Source organism: Streptomyces sp. NPDC047917 (assembly GCF_043204345.1).
Taxonomy (GTDB): domain Bacteria; phylum Actinomycetota; class Actinomycetes; order Streptomycetales; family Streptomycetaceae; genus Streptomyces; species Streptomyces sanglieri.
Window position 1 is genome coordinate 20,188 of the sequence record NZ_JBIDCA010000005.1, and the last position, 23,861, is coordinate 44,048.

The 23,861-nt window shown below is 71.0% G+C and carries 21 protein-coding genes; 8 read left to right on the plus strand and 13 right to left on the minus strand.

What is annotated here, in order from left to right:
- On the minus strand, positions 1–720 hold the full coding sequence (gene fabG / locus ACGF8B_RS12895; RefSeq protein ID WP_392737478.1) for a 3-oxoacyl-[acyl-carrier-protein] reductase: 720 nt from the start codon (positions 718–720) through the stop codon (positions 1–3).
- A 232-nt stretch (positions 721–952) separates the two neighbouring features.
- On the opposite strand from fabG, the gene ACGF8B_RS12900 reads away from it, so the two are divergent.
- From ACGF8B_RS12900 to tyrS, 4 genes are all read left to right on the plus strand, one after another.
- Entirely contained in the window at positions 953–2,527 is a 1,575-nt protein-coding gene (locus ACGF8B_RS12900) for a TldD/PmbA family protein (RefSeq protein ID WP_392737480.1), read from the plus strand.
- 197 nt (positions 2,528–2,724) lie between these two features.
- Positions 2,725–2,958 carry a hypothetical protein gene (locus ACGF8B_RS12905; RefSeq protein ID WP_392737482.1) on the plus strand — a complete coding sequence of 78 codons (234 nt, stop codon included), beginning with the start codon at positions 2,725–2,727 and terminating at the stop codon, positions 2,956–2,958.
- A gap of 77 nt (positions 2,959–3,035) precedes the next feature.
- On the plus strand, positions 3,036–4,430 hold the full coding sequence (locus ACGF8B_RS12910) for a metallopeptidase TldD-related protein (protein ID WP_392737484.1): 1,395 nt from the start codon (positions 3,036–3,038) through the stop codon (positions 4,428–4,430).
- Positions 4,431–4,502: 72 nt separating this feature from the next.
- Positions 4,503–5,768: a tyrosine--tRNA ligase gene (gene tyrS, locus ACGF8B_RS12915; protein WP_342280638.1), complete on the plus strand. Its 1,266-nt coding sequence runs from the start codon at positions 4,503–4,505 to the stop codon at positions 5,766–5,768.
- Between the two features lie 109 nt (positions 5,769–5,877).
- On the opposite strand, the gene ACGF8B_RS12920 is transcribed toward tyrS, so the two are convergent.
- A complete protein-coding gene (locus ACGF8B_RS12920) occupies positions 5,878–6,153 on the minus strand; it encodes a GlsB/YeaQ/YmgE family stress response membrane protein (protein ID WP_392737486.1) in 276 nt (91 codons plus the stop codon).
- Positions 6,154–6,401: 248 nt separating this feature from the next.
- On the opposite strand from ACGF8B_RS12920, the gene ACGF8B_RS12925 reads away from it, so the two are divergent.
- Both ACGF8B_RS12925 and ACGF8B_RS12930 read left to right on the plus strand, forming a co-directional pair.
- On the plus strand, positions 6,402–6,767 hold the full coding sequence (locus ACGF8B_RS12925; protein WP_392737488.1) for a DUF3099 domain-containing protein: 366 nt from the start codon (positions 6,402–6,404) through the stop codon (positions 6,765–6,767).
- A gap of 257 nt (positions 6,768–7,024) precedes the next feature.
- Positions 7,025–7,282, plus strand: coding sequence for a hypothetical protein (locus ACGF8B_RS12930; protein ID WP_350980455.1), 258 nt, complete (start codon positions 7,025–7,027; stop codon positions 7,280–7,282).
- Positions 7,283–7,888: 606 nt separating this feature from the next.
- Here ACGF8B_RS12930 and moaA read toward each other — a convergent pair.
- The 3 genes from moaA to ACGF8B_RS12945 form a co-directional block, all read right to left on the minus strand.
- Entirely contained in the window at positions 7,889–8,878 is a 990-nt protein-coding gene (gene moaA / locus ACGF8B_RS12935; RefSeq protein ID WP_392737490.1) for a GTP 3',8-cyclase MoaA, read from the minus strand.
- Positions 8,879–9,068: 190 nt separating this feature from the next.
- The gene (locus ACGF8B_RS12940) at positions 9,069–10,712 is read right to left on the minus strand and encodes a cation acetate symporter (protein ID WP_392737492.1); all 1,644 of its coding nucleotides are present in this window, start codon (positions 10,710–10,712) and stop codon (positions 9,069–9,071) included.
- Positions 10,709–11,074 (minus strand): DUF485 domain-containing protein, encoded by a 366-nt coding sequence (locus tag ACGF8B_RS12945; protein WP_392737493.1) that lies wholly within the window; start codon positions 11,072–11,074, stop codon positions 10,709–10,711. Before ACGF8B_RS12945 ends, ACGF8B_RS12940 begins: the two co-directional genes overlap by 4 nt.
- Positions 11,075–11,366: 292 nt before the next feature.
- Here ACGF8B_RS12945 and ACGF8B_RS12950 point away from each other — a divergent pair, with 292 nt between their 5' ends.
- Positions 11,367–12,902 (plus strand): S8 family serine peptidase, encoded by a 1,536-nt coding sequence (locus ACGF8B_RS12950; protein WP_392737495.1) that lies wholly within the window; start codon positions 11,367–11,369, stop codon positions 12,900–12,902.
- A 106-nt stretch (positions 12,903–13,008) separates the two neighbouring features.
- Here the strand turns inward: ACGF8B_RS12950 and ACGF8B_RS12955 are convergent, their stop codons facing one another.
- From ACGF8B_RS12955 to ACGF8B_RS12965, 3 genes are read right to left on the minus strand one after another with little or no spacing between them, the layout of a single operon-like run.
- The gene (locus tag ACGF8B_RS12955) at positions 13,009–14,052 is read right to left on the minus strand and encodes a zinc-dependent alcohol dehydrogenase family protein (RefSeq protein WP_392737497.1); all 1,044 of its coding nucleotides are present in this window, start codon (positions 14,050–14,052) and stop codon (positions 13,009–13,011) included.
- Positions 14,053–14,073: 21 nt separating this feature from the next.
- Positions 14,074–14,763, minus strand: a complete 690-nt coding sequence (locus ACGF8B_RS12960) for a lysoplasmalogenase (RefSeq protein ID WP_392737499.1) — start codon at positions 14,761–14,763, stop codon at positions 14,074–14,076.
- Entirely contained in the window at positions 14,760–15,638 is an 879-nt protein-coding gene (locus ACGF8B_RS12965) for a sterol desaturase family protein (RefSeq protein WP_392737501.1), read from the minus strand. The genes ACGF8B_RS12960 and ACGF8B_RS12965 overlap by 4 nt, the downstream gene beginning before the upstream one ends.
- A 149-nt stretch (positions 15,639–15,787) precedes the next feature.
- Here ACGF8B_RS12965 and ACGF8B_RS12970 point away from each other — a divergent pair, with 149 nt between their 5' ends.
- Positions 15,788–18,883 carry an NACHT domain-containing protein gene (locus tag ACGF8B_RS12970; RefSeq protein ID WP_392737503.1) on the plus strand — a complete coding sequence of 1,032 codons (3,096 nt, stop codon included), beginning with the start codon at positions 15,788–15,790 and terminating at the stop codon, positions 18,881–18,883.
- 5 nt (positions 18,884–18,888) lie between these two features.
- Here the strand turns inward: ACGF8B_RS12970 and ACGF8B_RS12975 are convergent, their stop codons facing one another.
- The 5 genes from ACGF8B_RS12975 to ACGF8B_RS12995 are packed head-to-tail and all read right to left on the minus strand — an operon-like array spanning position 18,889 to position 23,829.
- Complete coding sequence (locus ACGF8B_RS12975; RefSeq protein ID WP_392737505.1) at positions 18,889–19,602, minus strand: VIT family protein; 714 nt, start codon at positions 19,600–19,602, stop codon at positions 18,889–18,891.
- Between the two features lie 25 nt (positions 19,603–19,627).
- Entirely contained in the window at positions 19,628–20,857 is a 1,230-nt protein-coding gene (locus ACGF8B_RS12980) for an amidohydrolase family protein (protein WP_392737507.1), read from the minus strand.
- Positions 20,857–22,137, minus strand: coding sequence for an amidohydrolase family protein (locus ACGF8B_RS12985; RefSeq protein ID WP_392737508.1), 1,281 nt, complete (start codon positions 22,135–22,137; stop codon positions 20,857–20,859). Before ACGF8B_RS12985 ends, ACGF8B_RS12980 begins: the two co-directional genes overlap by 1 nt.
- A 10-nt stretch (positions 22,138–22,147) precedes the next feature.
- Positions 22,148–23,032 carry an SDR family NAD(P)-dependent oxidoreductase gene (locus ACGF8B_RS12990; RefSeq protein ID WP_392737510.1) on the minus strand — a complete coding sequence of 295 codons (885 nt, stop codon included), beginning with the start codon at positions 23,030–23,032 and terminating at the stop codon, positions 22,148–22,150.
- Positions 23,029–23,829, minus strand: a complete 801-nt coding sequence (locus tag ACGF8B_RS12995) for an acetoacetate decarboxylase family protein (protein ID WP_392737512.1) — start codon at positions 23,827–23,829, stop codon at positions 23,029–23,031. Before ACGF8B_RS12995 ends, ACGF8B_RS12990 begins: the two co-directional genes overlap by 4 nt.
- Between the last annotated feature and the right edge of the window lie 32 nt (positions 23,830–23,861).

A 23,861-nucleotide genomic window follows, 5' to 3' on the forward strand; every position in this document is an offset into this window, starting at 1 on the left:
TCAGTGACCCATGCCCAATCCGCCGTCAACGGGGATGACGGCTCCAGTGATGTACGACGCGTCGTCGGAGGCGAGGAAGCGCACCGCGGCAGCGATCTCCCCGGGCTGCGCGTAGCGGCCGAGCGGCACCTGGGACACGATGCCCTTGCGCTGCTCCTCGGTGAGCACCTGTGTCATGTCGGTGTCGACAAAACCGGGCGCGACGACGTTGAAAGTGATGTTCCGCGAACCGAGTTCACGGGCCAGCGACCGGGCGAAGCCGACCAGACCCGCCTTGGACGCGGCGTAGTTCGCCTGCCCGGCCGAGCCGAGCAGGCCGACGACGGAGGAGATGAGGACGACGCGGCCCTTCTTGGCGCGCAGCATGCCGCGGTTGGCGCGCTTGACGACCCGGAAGGTGCCGGTGAGGTTGGTGTCGAGCACGGACGTGAAGTCGTCCTCGGACATCCGCATCAGCAACTGGTCCTTGGTGATACCGGCGTTGGCGACCAGCACCTCGACGGGACCGTGCTTCTCCTCGATCTCCTTGTAGGCCTGCTCCACCTGTTCGGCGTCCGTGATGTCGCAACGGACCGCCAGGCAGCCCGCCTCGGTGAGTTCCCGGGGCGGCTCGCCGGAGCGGTAGGTGATCGCGACCTTGTCGCCGTTGTCGGCGAAAGCGCGGGCGATGGCGAGGCCGATGCCCCGGTTTCCTCCGGTGACGAGAACCGAGCGGCTCAACGGATCACCCTTTCCCTAGCGGTCTGGTACATCGAAAACCTATCGGTACCCGGTGCTCCACGAGGAATCGGCCCCTGACAGCGCCTTCCCCCGGGCACTGTGGGGTTCCTACAGAGGGACGCCGGCCGGGCCGCGCCGTGTCCAGGCCGGCGGCGGACGGCCTCCGGGATCCCCGGTGGGGGCACCGTCCGGCGTGATTCACTTCCGTGGTGCATCGAGAAGGGAATTTCCTGTGCCCCACGAGGTAGATCAGTCATTCCTGGCCCTGCCGCTGCGGGCCCTCGCCGACGCGGCGCTCGCCCGCGCGCGTGCGCTGGGTGCCGCGCACGCGGATTTCCGTCTGGAGCGGGTGCGCAGCGCGTCCTGGCGGCTGCGCGACGCCCGGCCCTCCGGGTCCTCGGACACCACCGATCTGGGCTACGCGGTACGGGTGGTGCACGGCGGGGCGTGGGGGTTCGCGTCCGGCGTGGACCTGACGATGGACGCCGCGGCGAAGGTGGCCTCGCAGGCCGTCGCCATGGCGAAGCTGTCGGCGAAGGTGACCGCGGCGGCCGGTCCGGACGAGGGGGGCGCGCGAAGCGCTTCCTCCGGGCGGTGGCCGGAGACGGGCGGGCGGGTCGAGCTGGCGGACGAGCCGGTGCACGGCGAGCGGACCTGGGTCTCGGCGTACGAGATCGACCCGTTCGGCGTACCGGACGAGGAGAAGACCGGACTGCTCGCCGAGTGGAGCGGCCGGCTGCTGGGCGCCGAGGGCGTCGCGCATGTGGACGCCTCGCTGATGACCGTCCACGAGAACAAGTTCTACGCGGACACGGCGGGCACCGTCACCACCCAGCAGCGGGTGCGACTGCATCCGCAGCTCACCGCGGTGGCCGTGGACGGGACGACCGGTGAGTTCGACTCGATGCGCACGACCGCCCCGCCGGTGGGCCGCGGCTGGGAGTACCTGACCGGGACCGGCTGGGACTGGGACGACGAACTGGCCCGGATCCCCGTGCTGCTGGCCGAGAAGATGCGGGCGCCGAGCGTCGAGGCGGGCACGTACGACCTGGTCGTCGACCCGTCCAACCTCTGGCTGACCATCCACGAGTCGATCGGGCACGCCACCGAGCTGGACCGGGCGCTGGGCTACGAGGCGGCGTACGCCGGGACCTCGTTCGCCACCTTCGACCAGTTGGGGAAGCTGACGTACGGCTCCCCCGTGATGAACGTGACCGGTGACCGCACGGCCGAGCACGGGCTCGCGACCATCGGGTACGACGACGAGGGCGTCGAGGCGCAGTCCTGGGACCTGGTCAAGGACGGGACGCTGGTCGGGTACCAGCTGGACCGGCGGATGGCGAAGCTGACCGGGCTGGGCCGTTCCAACGGCTGCGCGTACGCGGACTCGCCCGGCCATGTCCCCGTCCAGCGGATGGCCAACGTGTCGCTGCGGCCGGATCCGGGCGGGCTGTCCACGGAGGACCTGATCGGCGGGGTGGAGCGCGGGATCTACGTGGTCGGCGACCGGTCCTGGTCGATCGACATGCAGCGCTACAACTTCCAGTTCACCGGTCAGAGGGCATACAGGATCCGGAACGGCCGTCTCGCTGAGCAGGTCCGCGACTTCGCGTACCAAGGGGTCACGCCCGAGTTCTGGGGCTCCATGGAGGCCGTGGGCGGACCCTCCACCTATGTACTGGGAGGGGCCTTCAACTGCGGCAAGGCCCAGCCGGGACAGGTCGCCGCCGTCTCCCACGGGTGCCCCACGGCACTGTTCCGGGGCGTGAACATCCTGAACACGACGAACGAGTCGGGGCGCGACTGACGACGCGGCCGCCGGGGCCGGGAGTTGCCGACCGGGTCGCGCCGGGGCTCGCGGGCCCCGCACGGCCGCTCCCCCGCAGCCGCCCGCCGCGACCTCGGAAACACCGGGTTCCGGCGGCCTGTCACGGCGTATCGTCGGGGACGAAAATTTCCGTGGTGACCGTTCGGGGGGACGTCGATGAGTGCTGGACCTGATCCATGGGGACCGTACGGCGGCGGACCACAGCCGGCGGGAGGATCATCGCGATCGTGCTGGTCCGGGAGCTCGCGGTCGCGGACCTGTTCTCGGACACCTTCGACGGCGTTCCCGCACTGGTGCGGGGCGCGGCGGTCTTCGGCGGTCCGCTGTCGGTCACCGCGGTGAGCCTCTGGGAACTGCGGCGCCTCAGGACCCGGCACGGGCTCACCCTGCGTCGGGCGCTGGGCCGCTGACCCGGTCGGCAACCGGGTGGCGGGGCCGGACCGCTGGATAGTGTGTGTGATCTCAATACGACGCAGGAGGCCGGACGATGAGCCGCGACAGCAAGCCGCACGAGATCGTCGAGCGGGCGCTCGAACTGTCCACCGCCGACGGCTGTGTGGTCATCGCCGACGAGGAGTCGTCCGCGAACCTGCGCTGGGCCGGCAACGCGCTCACGACGAACGGGGTGACGCGGGGGCGGACCCTGACCGTCATCGCGACCGTCGACGGTGCGCGGGGCACCGCGTCCGGTGTGGTGTCCCGGTCCGCGGTCACCGCCGACGACCTGGAGCCGCTGGTGCGGGCCGCCGAGGCCGCCGCGCGGGGGGCCGGTCCGGCGGAGGACGCGCAGCCCCTGGTCACCGGGGTGCCCGCGTCGCCGGACTTCACGGACGCACCGGCCGAGACGGACTCGGACGTCTTCGCGGAGTTCGCCCCGGCGCTCGGCGACGCCTTCGCCCGCGCGCGCTCCGGCGGCCGTGAGCTGTACGGCTTCGCCCACCACGAGCTGACCTCGACGTACCTCGGTACGTCGACGGGACTGCGGCTGCGCCACGACCAGCCGACCGGGAAGCTGGAGCTCAACGCGAAGTCCCCCGACCGCACCCGTTCGTCCTGGGCGGGCCGCTCGACGCGCGACTTCAAGGACGTCGACCCGGCCGGGCTGGACGCCGAACTGGCGCAGCGGCTGCGCTGGGCCGAGCGCCGCATCGCGCTGCCCGCCGGGCGGTACGAGACGCTGCTGCCGCCTTCCTCCGTCGCCGACCTGCTGATCTACCAGTTGTGGTCGTCGGCCGCGCGGGACGCCGCGGAGGGCCGGACGGTGTTCTCCGCGCCGGGCGGCGGCACCAGGCTCGGGGAGTCGCTCTCCGCACTGCCGCTGACGCTGAGCAGCGATCCGTACGCGTCCGGCCTGGAGGCCGCGCCGTTCGTGATCGCCCACGCGTCCGGGGACAGCTCCTCGGTCTTCGACAACGGACTGCCGCTGGCCCGGACCGACTGGATCCGGGACGGCCGGCTGGAGCATCTGACGACCACCCGGCACACGGCGGGGCTGACCGGGCAGCCGGTCGCACCGGCCGTCGACAACTTGGTGCTGGAGGCCGGCGGTGAGCGGTCCCTGGACGAGATGGTGGCCGCGACGACCGGGCGCGGGCTGCTGCTGACCTGCATGTGGTACATCCGGGAGGTCGACCCGGCGACGCTGCTGCTGACCGGGCTGACCCGCGACGGGGTGTATCTCGTCGAGGGCGGCGAGGTCGTCGGCGAGGTGAACAACTTCCGGTTCAACGAGTCGCCGGTGGACCTGCTGTCGCGGGCCACGGAGGCGGGCCGTACGGAGAAGACGCTGCCGCGCGAGTGGAGCGACTGGTTCACCCGGGCCGCGATGCCCGCGCTGCGCGTCCCCGACTTCAACATGAGCTCGGTGAGCCCGGGCGTCTGACCCGCCTAGACTGGGCGGGAAACTTCTTTCCCCATTCACCTTTCCCCATTCACCACGAGGAGCACCGGAACCGTGACGGACATCGTCGACGAGCTGAAGTGGCGCGGGCTGTTCGCCCAGTCCACTGACGAGGACGCACTGCGCAAGGCTCTCGCGGACGGTCCCGTCACCTTCTATTGCGGCTACGACCCCACCGCGGCCAGTCTGCACGTCGGCCATCTGGTGCAGGTGCTCACCATGCGCCGGCTCCAGCAGGCCGGTCTGCGGCCGCTCGCCCTGGTGGGCGGGGCCACCGGTCAGATCGGGGACCCGCGGCCGACCGCGGAGCGCACGCTGAACGATCCGGAGACGATCGCCGGCTGGGTGACGCGGCTGCGGTCCCAGATCGAGCCGTTCCTGTCCTTCGAGGGCGAGAACGCGGCGGTCATGGTGAACAACCTGGACTGGACCTCGGGCATGTCCGCGATCGAGTTCCTCCGGGACATCGGCAAGCACTTCCGGGTCAACAAGATGCTGACCAAGGAGTCCATCGCCCGGCGGCTGGAGTCCGACGAGGGCATCAGCTACACGGAGTTCAGCTACCAGCTGCTCCAGAGCATGGACTTCCTGGAGCTGTACCGGCGCTACGGCTGCACCCTCCAGCAGGGCGGCAGTGACCAGTGGGGCAACCTCACCGCGGGTCTCGACCTGATCCACCGTCTGGAGCCGGGTGCCGAGGTGCACGCGCTGGCGACGCCGCTGATGACGAAGGCGGACGGGACCAAGTTCGGCAAGTCGGAGAGCGGGGCCGTCTGGCTGGACCCGACGATGACGACGCCGTACGCGTTCTACCAGTTCTGGCTGAACGTGGACGACCGGGACATCTCGCGGTACATGCGCGTCCTCAGCTTCCTCAGCCCCGCGGAGCTGGAGGAGCTGGAGAAGGTCACCGAGGAGCGTCCGCAGGCCCGGACGGCGCAGCGCGCGCTGGCCGAGGAGCTGACGACGCTGGTGCACGGTGCGGATCAGTGCGCCGCGGTCATCGCCGCGTCGAAGGCGCTCTTCGGTCAGGGTGAGCTCGGCGAGCTGGACGAGGCGACGCTGAGCGCCGCTCTGTCCGAGGTGCCGCACGCGCGGGTCACCGAGCTGGGCCCGCTGGTGGACCTCCTGGTGGAGGTCGGGCTGGCGCCGAGCAAGTCGGGCGCCCGCCGCACGGTGAAGGAGGGCGGTGCGTACGTGAACAACGTCAAGGTCACGGACGGTGAGAGCGCGCCGGCCCGCGAGGAACTGCTGCACGGGCGCTGGCTGGTGCTGCGCCGGGGCAAGAAGAACCTGGCCGCCGTCGAGGTCACCGGCTGATCCCGGACCGCGTCGACACCGCGGCCGGACACGCGTGACGCGTGTCCGGCCGCGGTTCTCTGTGTGCCCGGTGTTTCAGGTGTCCCGGTCTTTCGGGTCTCCCGGTGGTTCAGGTCCTCTGTTTGGTGCCGCGGATCGAGGCCCACAGCATGTCGCCGACACCGACGACCACCACCGCGCCGATCAGCTGGAGCAGATGGCGGATCCAGTCGATGCCCTTGGTGTCGTTGACTCCGATCCAGGTGGCGACGGCATTGCCGAGGACGCTGCCGATGATGCCGAAAATGATCGTCAGCCAGAGTGGGATGTTCTGTTTGCCGGGCAGGATCGCCTTCGCGATCAGACCGAGCACCAGGCCCACGATGATTGCCCACAACCAGCCCATGTCGCCTCCTCGTGCGACGCGATGTCGCGCATGTGCGCCCAGTCTCGGCCCGGGGGCCGTGCCCCGCATGCCGGAGGGGCCGTACGTGGGACGCGGATACCGATATGTACGAACAGAGTGCGCCCCGGTCTCGAAGCCCCGGGCCGCCGGGCGTACCGTGGTTCGCGGTCCGGTCCGGGGAGCGTCCGGCACGGGAACGATGTGTCCCCCGGCCCGCGAGGTGCTGGGGGAAGGGTGATGGAGACGTGATGCGGAAGCAGAGCGGCGGTGAGGTCTTCCGGATCACGGGGGCCCGGCAGGGGCTCGCGGACGATGTGCGCGGCAGACAGCGGCGCTATGTGATCTCGATGTCCGTACGGACGGTCGCGGTGATCCTGGCCGCGGTGCTGTGGAACGTGGAGCGGTACGTCGCGATCGTGGCGCTCGCGCTCGGGGTGCTGCTTCCGTACGTGGCGGTGGTCATCGCCAACGCGGGCCGGGAGAACGCCCCTTCGCTGCCCTCCACCTTCGTCCCGGCGCCGATGCGGCCGGTGCTCGACGCGGCGCCGGTGGCCGGTGCCGCGGACCCGGGTCCGGAGGGCGACGGGGTGCGGCGCGGCGGGGAATCGGCCTGAGCCCGGTTGGGTGCGCACTGCACGGTAGGCTCAAGAAAACCTCAGATCAATCATGAAGTTACGGTGCACTGGACCCCGGTCTGCGTGACATACTTCGTAGGCGCTCCGCATCCCCCGTCGGAGCGACGGACCGACGCCGGGCAGCTCCCCCCGTGGCTGCTCGGCGTCGTTTTTTCTCCGCCCGGGAAGTGCCCGGGCCGTCCGGTGAGCCCGGCCGGGCCGAGAGCCCGTATCCGCGCTGACCTAGGGTTGAGTCCGTGAACTCCCCTGAAACCGCGGCCGGGAACACCGCCGCCGCACCGATCTGTTCCGCCAAGGGCTGCCGGGCCGACGCCGTGTGGGTGCTCGCCTGGAACAACCCGAAGCTGCACACCCCGGAGCGCCGCAAGACCTGGCTGGCCTGTGAGGAGCACCGGGAGCACCTCTCCTCGTTCCTGGACGTCAGGAGTTTCCTCAAGGAAGTCGTGACCCTGACGGAGTGGGAGTCCCGCGGACCGGGACCGGACGCGCCCTAGGGTCGGCCCGGCATGGTCTAAACGAGAGGCCCCGGCCCCGGTCCCCGAGCTCAAGAAAAGCTCAGATCAATCATGGGGTTACGGTGCACCCCTCCCCGTTGCTCGTGACAGACTTCGTGCGCGCTCCGCATCGTTCCTCGGGGCAGGCCCGCTGACGGACAGGCCGTCAGCGGGGCTGCTGGACGAACGAGGAGGAGCTGTGAGTGATCAAAGCGATGTGAAGCCTCGCCGGCGAAGGTGGACCGATGCCGAGAGGTGGCAGGTCTGTCTGGCGATGGCAGGTCTGTTCGTGGCGATCATTGCCGCTGTGGGGCAGTTCATGCAGTAGCGGTCCCCACACACGAGACGGTCGCGACCGGAGCTGCATACGCAGAAGCCCGGTCGGCAGTTGGGCGACCGGGCTTGTGAACTGCGCCGGAGGGTCTGGCTCGGGGTGCATCCCGGGCCGGGCCCTTCGTGCCGCTCAGCATCGGATGAAAGCTGACACCCGCTGATCCGGCACGGAGAAATATATCGCAGGCCCTGAGCCATGTCGCAGGCCCTGAGCCGTGGCCGTGAAGTCCTGCCTGGATCGCGACGCTCTCCGGGCGTACGACGGGACAGCCCTTAGCCGCCGATCGCCGACATCGGCCGGTCCGGTTGCAGGAAGGACGGGTCGTCCAGGCCGGATCCGGCCTTCTTCCCCCACATCGCGAGCGTCCAGATCCGGGCGATCTCCTCGTCCGGCGCGCCCGAACGCAGGGCGCCGCGCAGGTCGGTCTCCTCGCGGGCGAAGAGGCAGGTGCGCACCTGGCCGTCGGCGGTGAGCCTGGTGCGGTCGCAGGCCCGGCAGAACGGGCGGGTGACGGAGGCGATGACGCCGACCCGGTGGGGGCCGCCGTCGACGAGCCAGCGCTCGGCGGGGGCGGAGCCGCGCTCCCCGGCGCCCTCCTCGGTGAGGGTGAAGCGGGTGCGCAGCGAGCGCAGTATGTCGCCTGCCGTGATCATGCCGTCGCGCTTCCAGCCGTGCTGGGCGTCGAGCGGCATCTGCTCGATGAAGCGGAGCTCGTACCCGTGCTCGACGGCCCAGGCGAGCAGCTCGGGGGCCTCGTCGTCGTTGAGCCCCGGCATCAGGACGGTGTTGACCTTGACGGGGGTGAGCCCGGCTTCGCGGGCGGCTTCGAGGCCGGCCAGCACGTCGTGATGGCGGTCGCGCCGGGTGAGGGTCTTGAAGACGTCGGGGCGCAGGGTGTCCAGCGAGACGTTGACCCGGTCGAGCCCGGCGGCCTTGAGGGCGGCGGCGGTGCGCCCCAGGCCGATGCCGTTGGTGGTGAGCGACATCCGTGGGCGCGGGGCGAGGGCGGCGCACCGCTCGACGATGGAGACGAGCCCGGGGCGCAGCAGCGGTTCGCCGCCGGTGAAGCGGACCTCCGTGATGCCGAGCCGGGTGACGGCGACGCCGATCAGCCGGACGATCTCGTCGTCGGTGAGCAGATCGGGCTTGGCCAGCCATTGCAGGCCCTCTTCCGGCATGCAGTAGGTGCACCGCAGATTGCACCGGTCGGTCAGCGAGACGCGCAGGTCGGTGGCTACCCGGTCGTACGTGTCGATGAGCATGTGGGCCCCCTCCCCCGATTGCTTCCCGGTGCCGATTGCGCTCTTCGTCCGGCCCTTCCGGCTGACTCCTTCGAGACTACGCGAGAGCGGTGACATCGGCGGGGCCCGTTTGGCACGAGGTGCGGCGCGGCCGTGTCGTAGGGTCCTACGACACGGCCGCGGTGCGGGAGGGCGCCCGGGCGCCGCTCGCTCAGTGTGCTCCGACGCCGGTGAGGGACTTGACCTCCAGCTCGGCGTACTTGCCCTTGTCCGGCTCCTCCTTCGAGAGGAGGGAGCCGATCCAGCCGAGCAGGAAGCCCAGCGGGATCGAGATCAGGCCGGGGTTCTCCAGCGGGAACCAGGCGAAGTCGACGCCCTTGAACATCGATGTCTTCGGGTTGCCGGAGACGACCGGCGAGAACAGCACCAGGATCACCGAGCTCGCCAGCCCGCCGTAGATCGACCAGAGGGCGCCCTGGGTGGTGAACCGCTTCCAGAAGAGGCTGAAGAGGATGGTCGGCAGGTTGGCGGAGGCGGCGACGGCGAACGCCAGTGCCACCAGTCCGGCGACGTTCATGTCGCGGGCGAAGGCGCCCAGGACGATCGCGACCGCGCCGATGAGGACGGTGGCCCAGCGGGCCGCCCGCATCTCCTCCTTCTCGGTGGCCTTTCCCCTGCGGATGACGTTGGCGTAGATGTCGTGCGCGAAGGAGGACGAGGAGGCGAGGGTGAGTCCCGCGACGACGGCGAGGATGGTGGCGAAGGCGACGGCCGAGATCACGGCGAGGAGCACGGCGCCGCCGGTGGTGCCGACCCCGCCGAGGTATTCGGCGAGCTGCGGGGCGGCCGCGTTGCCGGCCGGGTTCTTCGCCTTGATCTCGTCGGGGCCGATAAGGGCCGCGGCGCCGAAGCCCAGGGCGATCGTCATCAGGTAGAAGGCGCCGATGATGCCGATGGCCCAGTTGACCGACTTGCGGGCGGCCTTGGCGGTCGGGACCGTGTAGAAGCGGATCAGGATGTGCGGCAGACCGGCGGTACCGAGGACCAGGGCGATGCCGAGCGAGAGGAAGTCCAGCTTCGAGGTGCCGGTGGCACCGTACTTGAGGCCGGGCTCCAGGAACGCCGCTCCGTGGCCGCTCTTCTCGGCGGCCGTGCCCAGCAGGTCGGAGATGTTGAAGTCGAACTTCAGCAGCACCAGGAAGGTCATCAGCAGGGCACCGGCGATGAGCAGCACGGCCTTGACCATCTGCACCCAGGTGGTGCCCTTCATGCCGCCGATGGTGACGTACACGATCATCAGTACGCCGACGAGGGCGACGATGAGGATCTTGCCCGCGTCACTGGTGATGCCGAGCAGCAGGGAGACCAGGACGCCCGCGCCCGCCATCTGGGCCAGCAGGTAGAAGATCGAGACGATGATGGTGGAGACGCCGGAGGCGGTACGGACCGGGCGCTGGCGCATCCGGTAGGCGAGGACGTCACCCATGGTGTAGCGGCCCGAGTTGCGCAGCGGTTCGGCGACCAGCAGCAGGGCGACGAGCCAGGCGACGAGGAAGCCGATGGAGTAGAGGAAGCCGTCGTAGCCGAAGAGGGCGATGGCCCCGGCGATGCCGAGGAAGGACGCGGCGGACATGTAGTCGCCGGAGACCGCGAGTCCGTTCTGGAAGGCGGTGAACTGGCGGCCGCCCGCGTAGAAGTCGGACGCGCTCCTGGTCTGCCGGCCGGCCCAGACGGTGATGCCCAGGGTCGCGGCGACGAACACGGCGAAGAGCGTGATGATCAGCGGCCGGTGCTCGGTGGTCGAGGAGCCGGCGGCCAGCTGGACGACGGTGTGCGAGTGGTACGCGGCGCTCATGCGTCGGCCTCCATGCGGGACTTGATGGCCTCGGCCTTCGGGTCGAGCTTCGCGGCGGCGTGCCGGGAGTAGAACCAGGCGATGAGGAAGGTGGTGACGAACTGGGCGAGGCCGAACACGAAGGCCACGTTGATGTTGCTGTACACCTTGGTGCCCATGAAGCCGCCCGCGTAGTTGGACAGCAGCACGTAGAGCAGGTACCAGAGGACGAACGCGATGGTCAGCGGAAAGGCGAACGAGCGGTACGAACGGCGCAGTTCACCGAACTCCCCGCTCTCCTGCATCTCGACGAAGTCCTCGGTGGTGGGCTGGGCAGGGCGGGTGTCCGTACGGGCCTCGGGCGGGGGTGCATCGGTAGCCACGGAATCTCCTCGCGACGCGGGTGCGGTGGTGTCGGGGACGGTGGATCTCACTGGGAACGCGGGGTGTCGGGGGGTGTCGGTGCACCTCCCCCGACAACGGCACGGAGGGCACGGCGAAGCGGTTCACGGCGCGGCCGTACTTCTCCCACGCGCCGTTTCCCGCCCGTCCGGCCGAACCCGGCCCCGCGAACTCATTGAAGAGCGGGGCTGATCAGCGATAACTTCACTCGTCATGTACGCGACTGGACACGCCCGGTGTCCGGTCGACCGGCACGGATGATGTGGAGACCCCATGGCTCATCTGGGATCCAGACGGACGCGCGCGCTGTCGCTGCCCGTCGGATTGGCACTCACGGCTTCGCTCGGCTTCCTGCCGACGGCGGCCGCCTCTGCCGAACCCATGGACGCGCAGCCCACGGCTGCGGTGTCGACGGACGGCCCGAAGCTCTCGTACGTGGTCAACACGCGGGGCGGTCACGGGACCGTCAAGCAGGTGAAGAAGGCGATAGCCGCGGCCGGCGGCACGGTGGTGATCGCGTACGAGCAGATCGGCGTCATCGTCGTCCACTCGCAGAACCCGGACTTCGCGCAGTCGATCCGCCGGGTCCGCGGCGTCGACTCGGCGGGGGCCACCCGCACCAGCCCCATCGTTCCGCAGGCCACCACGGACACCGGGGTCGAGCAGCCGCTCACCGCCGCGCAGGCGAAGGCCGCGTCGGCGCGGGCGACCGGTGACCAGGACCCGATGGAGCCCCTGCAGTGGGACCTGCCCGCCATCAAGGCGGACCAGGCGCACAAGCGGACGCTGGGCAGCAGCAAGGTCACGGTCGCGGTCATCGACACGGGCGTCGACGACACCCATCCGGACCTGGCACCGAACTTCGACCGCCGGGCATCGGCGAACTGCGTCTCCGGGGCGCCGGACACCACGGACGGCGCCTGGCGTTCGAAGCCCGGTGAGAGCAACCACGGCACCCACGTCGCGGGGACCATCGCCGCCGCGAAGAACGGCATCGGGGTCACGGGGGTCGCTCCGGGCGTCAAGGTCGCCGGAATCAAGGTGGCCAACCCGGACGGCTTCTTCTACACCGAGTCGATCGTCTGCGGCTTCGTCTGGGCCGCCGAGCACGGTGTCGATGTCACCAACAACAGCTACTTCACCGACCCGTGGATGTTCAACTGCAAGAACGACCCGGACCAGGGCGCCCTGGTCGACGCGGTCGCCCGTGCCACCCGGTACGCGGAGCGCAGGGGCACGGTCAACATCGCCTCGTCCGGCAACAGCAGCTTCGACCTCGCCTCCGACGCCATCGAGGACACGGGGAGCCCGAACGACAGCACGACCGTCACCCGGACCATCAATCCTCGCGAGTGCCTCGACATCCCGGTGCAGCTGCCGGGCGTCGTGACGGTCTCCGCGACCGGTGCCAAGGGCCTGAAGGCCTCCTACTCGAACTACGGGAACGGCGTCATCGACGTGGCGGCCCCGGGCGGCGACTCGACGGCGTACCAGACGCCCGCCCCGCCGGCCACGAGCGGTCTGATCCTGTCCACGCTGCCGAACGGCGAGTACGGCTACAAGGCCGGTACGTCGATGGCCTCCCCGCATGTCGCGGGTGTCGCGGCCCTGATCAAGTCGACGCACCCGCACGCCTCGGCGGCCGCGGTGAAGGCGCTGCTGAGCGCCGAGGCCGACGCCACCGCGTGCGGAGCCCCGTACGACATCGACGGTGACGGCACGATCGACGCCGTCTGCGAGGGCGGCAAGAACCGCAACGGCTTCTACGGCGCCGGTGTGGTGAACGCGCTGAACGCGGTCCGCTGGTAGTCGGAACGCGGCGCGGCGGGAGGACCGGTCCGAAGTCTTCGGCCGGCCCCTCCCGCCGCCTGGTCGTGCCCGCCCGGCCCGCTGGGGGCGGACGCGGCCGTCCGGCTCACGGCTTGATGAGCACCTTCAGCGCCGTGCGCTCGTCCATCGCCTTGTAGCCGACCGGGACGTCGTCGAGGCCGACGGTCAGGTCGAAGACGGGCGACGGGTCGATCGTGCCGGCCAGGACGTCGGGGAGCAGCTCCGGGATGTACGTGCGCACGGGGGCCACGCCGCCGCGCAGGGCGATGTTCCGGTCGAACATGACGCCGAGGTCCAGGCCGGTGCCGCTGCCGTGCGGCACACCGACGTAGCCGATGGAGCCGCCGTCGCGGGTGATCCCGACGGCGGTGCGCATCGACTGTTCGGTGCCGACGGCCTCGATCACGGCGTGCGCGCCCTCGCCGCCGAGCAGTTCCCGTACGGCTTCGACGGCCGCCTCGCCGCGGTCGGCGACGACGTCCGTGGCGCCGAAGTCGCGGGCGATGTCGGTGCGCGCCCGGTGGCGGCCGAGCGCGATGATCCGCTCGGCGCCGAGCCGCTTGGCGGCCATGACGCCGCAGAGTCCGACCGCTCCGTCGCCGACGACCGCGACCGTGGAGCCGGGCTTCACGCCCGCGCCGACAGCGGCGTGGTGTCCGGTGCCGAGCACGTCGGACAGGGCGAGGAGCGCGGTGAGCAGGTGGTCGTCGGCGGCCGCGGCGGCGGGGAGCTTGATCAGCGTGCCGTCGGCGAACGGGACGCGCACGGCCTCGCCCTGTCCGCCGTCGGATCCGGCCGAGCCCCAGAACCCGCCCTGCGGGCAGGAGGTCGTCAGCCCCTCGGCGCAGTAGGCGCAGGTGCCGTCGGACCAGACGAACGGGGCGACCACGAGATCACCGACGGCGAAGCCGGCCACCTCGGAACCCGCCTCCTCCACGATCCCGAGAAACTCGTGCCCGATGCGCTGGCCCGGCTGCCGGGCCGATTCGCCCCGGTACGCCCACAGGTCGCTGCCGCAGATGCAGGCCCGCAGGACCCGCAGCACCACATCGGTGGGCTGCTGGATCGCGGGGTCGGGCACCTCCTGCACGCGTATGTCGTGGGGGGCGTGGATGACGGTGGCGCGCATGCGTGGGGGTCCTTGCCGTTCTCAGCTGCTGGTACTCCGTTCACGGTACGCCCCGGGAGCGGCACCGCCCCATTTCGGCCCTGGTGCGAGGGCTCCGGCGGTCAGCAGGAACTGCGCCGCGATGTAGGTGAGCATGACCCAGAAGTTGGGTGCCGGCAGCTGCGGCCAGTCCGCGACGCCGGTGGCGATCAGCGCGTCGGAGAGCAGGAAGAGCGCCCCGCCGGCGGCCGCGTACCGGCCGAGCGTGCCGGCCCGGAACGCCATCGCCGTGAGCAGCAGGCTGTAGCCGGTCATCGGGATCCGCATGTCGGCGGGCAGCCCGGGCCAGAGCAGCGCGACGAAGGCGGTCAGGACGACGGCGTACGCGACCCCGGCGGGCAGCGAGCCGCGGGCCCGTCCGAAGAGCCACAGGTAGCAGACGTGCCCGACGGCGAAGGAGCCCATCCCGACGAGGAAGGCGGCATCGGCGTCGGCCAGCAGGAACGTGTCACCACCCCAGCCGAACAGCAGCGCCGCGATGAGCAGCCGGGGTCCGCGCCGGGCGGCCGCGTACCCCGCCAGCAGCGGCATCAACAGCGGCTTGGCGACCAGGTGGGCGGCCGGGACGCCGGCGAGCAGCCCGGCGAGGTCGACGGCCGAGGCCACCAGGAAGGCGATGAACAGCGGTCGTACGAGGCGCTCCCGCCGGTCCGGTACGGCGTCCGCGCTCATCCGGTGCGCTCCTTGGCCAAGGCGGCCGTACGGGCGGCCGTTCCGCCCGGCTGCCAGCCGGGCCCGCGGAAGATCCGCCCGGCCCGCTCGCCCCAGCTGTCCGCCTTCCGCACGTCGCGGGCGATGGCGGCGTACTCGTGGGTGGCGACGCGGAGCGGGTTGAAGGTGTCGATGTTCTTGGTGAGCCCGAACACCGGCCGCTCGGTCTCGGCGGTGAACGACCCGAAGAGCCGGTCCCACACGATCAGGATGCCGCCGAAGTTCCGGTCCAGGTATCCGCCCTGCGACGCGTGGTGCACCCGGTGGTGGGAGGGCGTGTTCAGTACGTACTCGAAGGGCCTGGGGAGCTTGTCGACGCGTTCCGTGTGCACCCAGAACTGGTAGACGAGGTTGGCCGACGAGCAGAAGGCGAGCGCCGCCGGATGGACCCCGCACGCGATCATCGGCAGGTAGAACGGCCAGACGGTCAGCGAGGTCCAGGGCTGGCGCAGCGCGGTGGAGAGGTTGAACTTCCGGCTGGAGTGGTGGACCACGTGGCAGGCCCAGAGGATCCGGATGACGTGGTGGCCGCGGTGGGACCAGTAGTAGAAGAAGTCCTGTGCGAGCAGCATCAGCAGGACGGTCCACCACAGCACGGGGACGCGGAGCGGGGTCAGTTCGTAGACCGCGGTGTAGATCGCGACGATGGGCACTTTCCACAGCAGGTCGAAGACCAGGCTGCCCAGCCCCATGGTGATGCTGGTGACGGCGTCCTTCGTCTCGTATCCGGCGGCGTCCTCGTCCGGGTGGAAGTGGTGGAGGGCCATCTCCAGAACAGTGAGCAGGACGAAGGCCGGTATGGACCAGAGCACTACATCGGGCAGGTTCGGCGGCATGCGAGCACCGTAGAGCCGCAGGTCGGCCGGGGACTAGACGTTGTTACCAACAAGTATGCGAGACACGGTGTCAGCAGTCTTTGGTGACTTCTGCCAACAGCCGCGTCGTACGATCCCTGCACCGAGCTTTCCCGGGGGAAGGAACTGCCGTGCAGGGGCTGGAAGTTGCGCTGGTCCGACTGGCGACGACGGTGATCGGCACGGTGACCAGGTCGCTGGTCACGCCGAAGCCCGGCGCGGGCCTCGTCCCTGATCCGGTACGCCCTCTTCCCCGACCGGCGAAGCCGGACCGGCTGGCGAAGGTGCTCGCCGGCCGGCTGGCCCAGTCGTACGCCGGGCTGCCGGAGTACGAGCGACTGGCCGCCGTGGACGCAGTACGGGACACCTTCGTAGCGGCGGGCGAGCTGACGGCGGACCGGCTGTTCGCCGTGGAGCTGGATCCGGGGCGGCTGGCCGCCGAGCTGCCGCCGCCCGCCGCGGGGCTGTCGGAGCGTGCGGCCGGGCTGTACGGGGAGCTGCTCGGCCGGTGCTGCGCGCATGTCGTGGAGCAGCTGACCGCTCAGCCGTCCTTCGTGGCGCGCGCGGCGGTGGAGCAGACCCGTGCGGCGGAGCGGACGCGGGAGCTGGTGGAGGACGTACGGGAACGGGTCGGCCCGCGCCCTGGCGCGGCCGCCCTGGACTTCGAGCGGCGGTACGCGGAGTTCATGGCCGCGACGCACTGCCGGATGGGCCTGTTCGGGCTGACGCTCGGGCGGTCGGCGGCCGAGTGGCCGCTGGAGACGGCCTACATCAGCCTGTCGGTGAGCGGAAACGGTGCCCGGCAGGACTGGCTGGAGCACTCCGCCACGGTGGCGGTCTCCATCGAGCAGGCGCTGTCCGGGACGGACCGGCTGCTGCTGCGGGGCCCGGCCGGTTCCGGCAAGAGCACGCTGGCGCAGTGGCTCGCGGTGAACGCCGCCCGCCGTACGTTCGAAACCGACCTGATGGACTGGAACCGCTGTGTGCCGTTCGTCCTGCGGCTGCGCGCCTTCACCACGCACGAAACTCTGCCCACGCCCGAGGAGTTCCTGCGCGCGGCCGGTGTCCCCCTGCACGGGGCGGCACCGGCCGGCTGGGTGGACGGCCTGCTGGCGTCGGGGCGGGGCCTGGTGCTGGTGGACGGAGTCGACGAGGTCCCTGCGCGGCTGCGCCGGCGTACCGAGAAGTGGCTGAGGGACCTGATCACGGCGTACCCGGAGTCCCGGTACGTGGTGACGACCAGGCCGTCCGCGGTTCCGGAGGGCTGGCTGTCCGGCTCCGGTTTCGAGGCGCACTCGCTGCTGCCGATGAACCAGAAGGACATCCGTTCGTTCATCGGCCACTGGCACACCGCCGCCCGGTCCGAGTGCCTCTCCGCCGAGCAGCGCGAGCAGCTCGACGGGTACGAGGCCTCGCTGCGGCGCGCCGTGGGAACCCGCCGCGACCTGGGACGGCTCGCGACGAACCCGCTGATGTGCGCCCTGCTGTGCGCACTGAACCGGGACCGGCGGATGCAGCTGCCCCGGGCCCGCAAGGAGCTGTACGACGCCGCGCTGGACATGCTGCTCGTGCGGCGCGACACGGAGCGCGAGATCGTCGGGGTCGAGGGCGTCGACCTGACGCGGGAGGAACAGACGGCGCTGCTGCAACGGCTGGCGTACTGGCTGATCCGCAACGGCCAGGCGGAGGCGGACCGCGAAGAGGCGCTGGCCATGGTGGCCGAGTGGCTCACGGCGATGCCTCAGGTGCGTGGGACCCCCGAGGAGGTCTTCTCCCACCTCCTCATCAGGAGCGGCCTGCTGCGCGAACCGGCGCCTGGGGCGGTGGGGTTCGTGCACCGGACGTTCCAGGACTACCTGGGGGCCAAGGCCGCGGTGGAGGCCCGCGACTTCGGCGTCCTGGTCAAACACGCGCACGACGACCAGTGGCACGACGTGGTGCAGATGGCGGTGGGGCACGCCCGCGCCGACGAACGCGCCCGACTGCTGCGCCAGTTGCTGAAGCGCGCGGGCCAGACCCGTAGGCATCGGAACCGGCTGGTGCTGCTGGCGGCGGCGAGCCTGGAGCACGCGCCGGAGCTGGACCCCACGGTACGCGCCGAAGTCCAGCGGCAGACTGCCGAGCTGCTGCCGCCGCGCACCCGGGCGGAGGCGGAGGCGCTGGCCGAGGTCGGCGAGCTGGTCCTCGAACTGCTGCCGGGGCCGGGGGAGGTGGAGGGCGTGTACGCGGCGGGCTACGTGGTGATGACGGCTGCCTTGGTGGGCGGTGAAGCGGCGTACGAAGTGGTCAAGGGCTACCGGGACGACGAGCGGGGATGGGTGGCATTCCAGTTGTCCCACGCTTGGGGCTCGTTCAACACCGATGACTATGCCCGCGAGGTGCTCGCGGCGGGATCCTGGGGCGAGGCCAGCGTGTCTGCGGCGGATGCCGACCAGATGGTGGCCCTGCGGTACGTGCCCGAAGCCCGGGGGATCCGATTGCAGGGCGACCACCCGGACCTCTCCCCGCTGACCTCCCGACGCGGGCTGGAAAGACTCTTCGTCTTCGACAACAAGGCTCTCACCGACATCGCCCCGATGGCCTCGATGCGCTCACTCACGGAAGTGGGTCTCAGCATGTGCCCCGAGGTCCGTGATCTGAGCCCGCTGTCGGATCTTCCGCTGACCTGGCTCTCCCTGCACCGGCTGCATCCCGACGTGCCGGCGGAACAGCTGGAGCCGCTCACGGAGATCCTCGATCTGAGCCTGGGGCACCGCTTCGCTGTCGACAGCATCGGAGAGCTGCGGTTGAGCAGCCGACTCAGGTCTCTCTTCCTGACCAGGGAGGTGGGCGAACTGAGCCTGGAGGGGATCGAACAGTGGACCGAACTGGAAGATCTCCGCATCGAGAGCTCGTCACAGCTTCGGTACGTGTCCCAGATCCCGTTCTTCCGTCGCCTCGATCGGCTCGACCTCGCACGGCTGGACCGCCTGGACCTGTCCGAACTTGCCGGCCTGACCGCTCTGCGCACGCTGGTACTCACCCGTTGCCACCTGCCGTACGGACTGGAGCCACTGCGGGAGCTGCCCATGCTGACAGCGCTCAATCTGTACGCCGAACCCGATGATGCCCCGTACGACCTGACCCCCCTCGCCGGTCTCGACGGACTCACGATCGCCCTCGGCAGCGAGACGCCGGCCACCGGCACCGACCTCTTCCCGCCCGAACGGATCGTACGGCTCGCATAGCGCCCTCAGACCCCCGCCGCCCCCAGCAACTCCCCCACCCCATAGGTCACCGCCATCGCCAGCGCTCCCCCGGCCATGTTCCGCAGCACCGCCGGCCCCGCCGCCGCCTCGCCCAGCCGGGCGCTCCACCAGCCGGTGAGGGCCAGCGCGGCCAGTACCGACAGCACCGTCACCAGGAGCCGCAGCGACGCCGGGGGCAGCACGATCGCCAGCAGCGGCAGCAGCGCGCCGACCGTGAACGCCAGGAAGCTCGCGCCCGCCGCGTGCCACGGGTTCGTCAGCTCGTCCGGGTCGATGCCCAGCTCCACCACCGCGTGGGCGCGCAGCGCATCGCGTTCGGTGAGCTGGACGGCGGCCTCGCGGGCGACCTCACGGCTCAGGCCCTTGCCCTCCAACAGGCCGGTCAGCTCGACCAGTTCCGCCTCGGGTGCCTCCTTGAGCTCCTGCTTCTCCGTCGCCAGCGCGGCCATCTCCGAATCGCGCTGGGTGGAGACGGAGACGTACTCGCCCGCCGCCATCGACATGGACCCGGCCAGCAGTCCCGCCAGGCCGGCGGTGAGCAGGGTGCCCCGGTCGGCCGTGGCGCCGGCCACGCCGACGACCAGTCCGGCGGTGGAGACCACCCCGTCGTTGGCGCCGAGGACCGCGGCACGCAGCCAGTTCAGCCGCGTGCCGAGCCCATTGCCGTGCGGTTCGTCGTGCGCCCGGATATCCGTCACCCGGGGATGGTCTCACCCTGCCCGGTCACCAGACGCGCACCGACCCGCCCGGAGCGAAGGCGGGGCTGGTCGCGCCGGCCGGGACCTCCTTCAGCGGCTCGGCGATCTCCTCGACCGTCGGGCCGGCCTCCGCCGCGACGCGGTCGAGCGCGGCCAGGTCGAAGCCGTAGACGCGGGCCGCGTTGCCGCCGGTCATCGCCGCGACCTCCTCGGGCGGCACTCCCGCGTACGCGATCCGCAGGGCTTCCCTCGTGTACGGGGCGGTGCCCTCGTCGTGCGGGTAGTCGCTGCCCCACATGATCTTGTCGAGGCCGATCCGGTCGCGCAGCGGCACCTCGTGGGGGCGCATGAAGCTGGCACCGACGTAGCAGTTGTCGCGCCAGACCTCGCCGGGGCTCGCGCCCATCGAGGCGGCCAGGCCCGCGCCGAACCTGGATTCGGCGGTGGTCGCCCTGGCCGTCGCCGCGACCAGGCGGCCGTGGTAGTAGTCCAGCATCTCCACCACGCCCGGGATCCAGCCGGAGCCCTGCTCGGTGAGGACCAGTTTCAGTCCGGGGTGGCGGCGGAAGGCCCCGCCGAAGATCAGGTGCCACAGCGCCCGGTGGGAGAACCAGGTCGTCTCCACCATGAAGACGGCGCGGGCCGCCGGTTCGTCGCCGAGCGGCGGGGAGGCCGAGCCGCCGTGGTGGTTCACCGGTACGTCCAGCTCCTCGCATACGGCCCACAGCGGGTCGTACGTCTGCGAGTACAGCTCCGGGACGCCCGAGCCGGGCGGGGCGCCGGGCAGCAGGATGCCGCCGGTGAGTCCCGCCTCCTTGGTGCGGCGGATCTCGCGGACCGCCTCGGCCGGATCGTTGAGGAGGATCTGCGCGACGCCCGCCCGCCGGCCCGGCGCCCGCGCGCAGAAGTCGGCGAGCCAGCGGTTGTGGGCGCGCAGTCCGGCCCAGCGCTGTTCGTACTCCTGCCGGGAGGGTGCGGGGGCCATCAGGGAGGCGGAGGGGAAGAAGGGCGGGATGGTGTTGGGGAAGACGACCTCCGCGACGATGCCGTCGGCCTCCAGTTCGGCGAGGCGGCGCTCCGAATTCCAGTTGCGGTCGGCGGTGTCGGCGAGGAGGTCCTCGTACGGATTGACGTACGCGGCCGCCCACGCGTCGAAGTCGTCGTGGTGCTTCGACTCCAGGTAGGGCCGGTAGTCCAGGAGGTCGGCGCCTGCGTGGCAGTCGGCGGAGATGACGGTGTAGCGCTCGCGGGGCATCAGCCGGCTCCCAGGACCGGGAAGTCATGGCCGGTCAGCCAGTGTCGGCCGGTCTCGCGCGAGCGTGCCCAGGACGTCTCCACCGCTGTCTGGTCGGGGCTCTGGCCCAGGTCGGCGGGGGTGGGGCCGATGCGTTCGGCGATCGGGGCGAGCTTCGCCGTGTCGAAGCCGAACACCTCGGCGGCGGCGAGGCCGAGCATGCGGCGGGTCTCGGCGACGGGGATGTCGTGGAAGGTGTCGCGCAGCCACTGGGCGGTGTTCGGCCAGGTGCCTTCGGGGTGCGGGAAGTCGCTGCCCCACAGGATGTTGTCGACGCCGATCTCGTACCGCTGGGCGAGTTCGCGGCGCTTGGTGTTCGTGGCGCAGATGAAGACCTGGCGGTCCAGGTACTCGTGCGGGGGCCGCTTCAGTTCGGCGAACGGGGAGAGCTTCTTGCCGCCGTGGGCGCCGAGGTAGAGCCGGTCCATGAACCAGAGGAGGTTCGGCAGCCACCAGCAGCCGGACTCGGCGACGCCGAACCGCAGCCCGGGGTGGCGTTCGAAGGCGCCCGACCACAGCAGGAACCAGAGCGGGCGGGACGGCCACCAGGTGACCTCGGAGACGTAGATCCCTAGGTGGTCGCCGTACTCGTGGCGCGGGGCCGCGCCGGAGTGGGTGACGACGGGCATGCCCGTCTCGGCGGCGGCCGCCCAGACGGGGTCGTAACGCCGGTCGTGGTAGGGCGCCTTGTCCACCCACATGGAGGGGATCATCAGCGCGCCGAGGCCGGAGTCCTTCGCCCGGTGGATCTCCGCGACGACCCGGTCGACCTCGCCGGTGACGGGCAGCAGGGCGACTCCGCAGTGGCGTTCGGGGTTCTGCGCGACGAAGTCGGCGAGCCAGCGGTTGTGGGCCTGCGCGCCCGCCATGCCCAGCTCCGGGTCCTGGTCGCCGGAGAGGCCGAGGCCGACGCCGAACGGGGCGGCGGTCCGGCTGTCGACGGCGTCCGCGTCGGGGAAGACCACCTCGGCGGCCACCCCGTCGCCGTCCAGTTCCTTCAGGCGCCGGGCGGCGTCCCAACCGCCCTTCAGACCCTCCTCGTTGTCGTGGAACCACTTGTCGGCGAAGGCCTCGTTGCGTACGCCGAGGCGGGTCATCTCCTCGCGGCGGCGGTCGCGGCCGGCGAGGAAGTCGTCGAATTCCCGGTGGAAGCGGGGGTCGAGATAGGGCCGGTACTCCTCGGTGGGCAGCCCGGCGTGGCAGTCGGAGGAGATGATCAGGTACGGGTCGTCGTCGGACATCGCTCGCTCCTCAGTCGAGAATGAAGTTCTCCAGGTACGACGGGTTGGCCCGGTCCAGCATCGACTGCGACCTGGCGCGGATCTGCCGGTCGCTGTGCTCGCTGTCCGGCAGCATCCAGAAGCGGCCGGCGCGGATCCCGTCCACGACGGTCGCCGCGACGTCCTCCACCGGGGTGAACTCCACCTCGTGGCCCGCCTCCCGCATGGCGGACTCCCACTGGCCGAGGCTGCGGTACGGGGTCCTGCGCGGGCGTTCCTTGGCGTACCGCTCCGGCCGGTTGCGGTGCGACTCCCACAGTCCGGTGCGGAGCATGTGCGGGCCGGGGAAGAGCACCGAGGCGCCGACCTCGACGCCCTCCGCCCTCAGGTGCGCGTACAGCGACTCGGTCATCGTGACGACGGCGGACTTGGTGACCGCGTACACGGAGGCGGTCGGCAGCGGGGCGATCCCGCCGTCCCCGGACGAGGTGTTGACGACGTGTCCGGGGGCGCCGCCCGCGATCATGCGGGGCACGAACGCCTGGATGCCGTGGAAGACACCCCAGACGTTGACGGCGAACGCCCACTTCCAGTCGTTCGGCTCGTGCTCCCACATCCGGCCCTCGGCCCCGGAGCCGACCCCGGCGTTGTTGCACAGCACGTGCACGGCACCGAAGGTGTCGTACGCGGCCTCGGCCAGCGCCTGCACGGATTCGCGTTCGCCGACGTCGACGACCCTGGCCAGTACCCGCGCACCGTCCCGGCGCAGTTCGCCCGCCGCCTCGCCGAGCGCGCCCTCCTCCACGTCGGCGAGGACCACCTTCAGCCCCTCGGCGGCGAACCTGCGTGCCATCGCGAGGCCGATGCCGCTCGCGGCGCCGGTGACGACGGCGACCTGGCCCTCCTCCAGCCTCATCGGACGCTCCCTTCCGGCGGTCCGTCGTGGATCTGCTGCGGGTCGTCGTAGCGCTGGTGGATGTACGGCAGCAGCGCCTCGGCGCTCACCCGGGCCACGGCCCTGCCCTGCTGGTCGCTGGTCTTCTCGCCGATGGTGAGCTCGACCAGCCGGCGTACGGGGAGGTCGGCGACCGGGTCGTACACCGACTCGCGCAGCACCACGTCGCCCGAGATCCGTTCCAGCCTGCGGACCTTCTCGTGGCGGGTGCAGTGGACCAGGACGGGGTCGGAGTCGAAGCCCTCGCCGTCCACGGCGGGCAGGTACTTGAAGTAGAAGTCGAGCTTGCCGGCCGGTTCGGGTAGAGGGAGCGGTCCGCTCACCGCGCCGCGCACCTCGACGAACGCGATGCCGTGCCGGGCGAGCGCGGCGCGGACGACGAGGCCGTCGCGTTCGACGGTCACCTCGCCGAGCTTCTTCGGTTCGCCGAACACCTCACGGCCGCCGATCAGCGCCCGTTCATGGGTCATCGGCATGACGAGCGGATACCAGCCCTCGTGACCGTCGTGGACGGCGGCGACGGCGACCGAGCCCGCGCCGAGCGGGTAGCCGGGCAGTTCGACCGTGCTGATGTTCGCCCGGACGAGCGGGCGTCCGGCGGGTTCCAGCGGCGGCGGGAGGACGGCCGCCACCGCGTCGGGGTCGCTCTCCCAGAGGGCCACCACGCCGGTGGACCAGATGTCGGGGAGCCGGGAGCGGGCCGCGCGGGCCGCCGCGATCTCGGCCCCGGTGCGCGCGCCGTACCGTACGCGTGCCATGTCGTACCACCCTTCTCGGTCGTCCGTGTCTC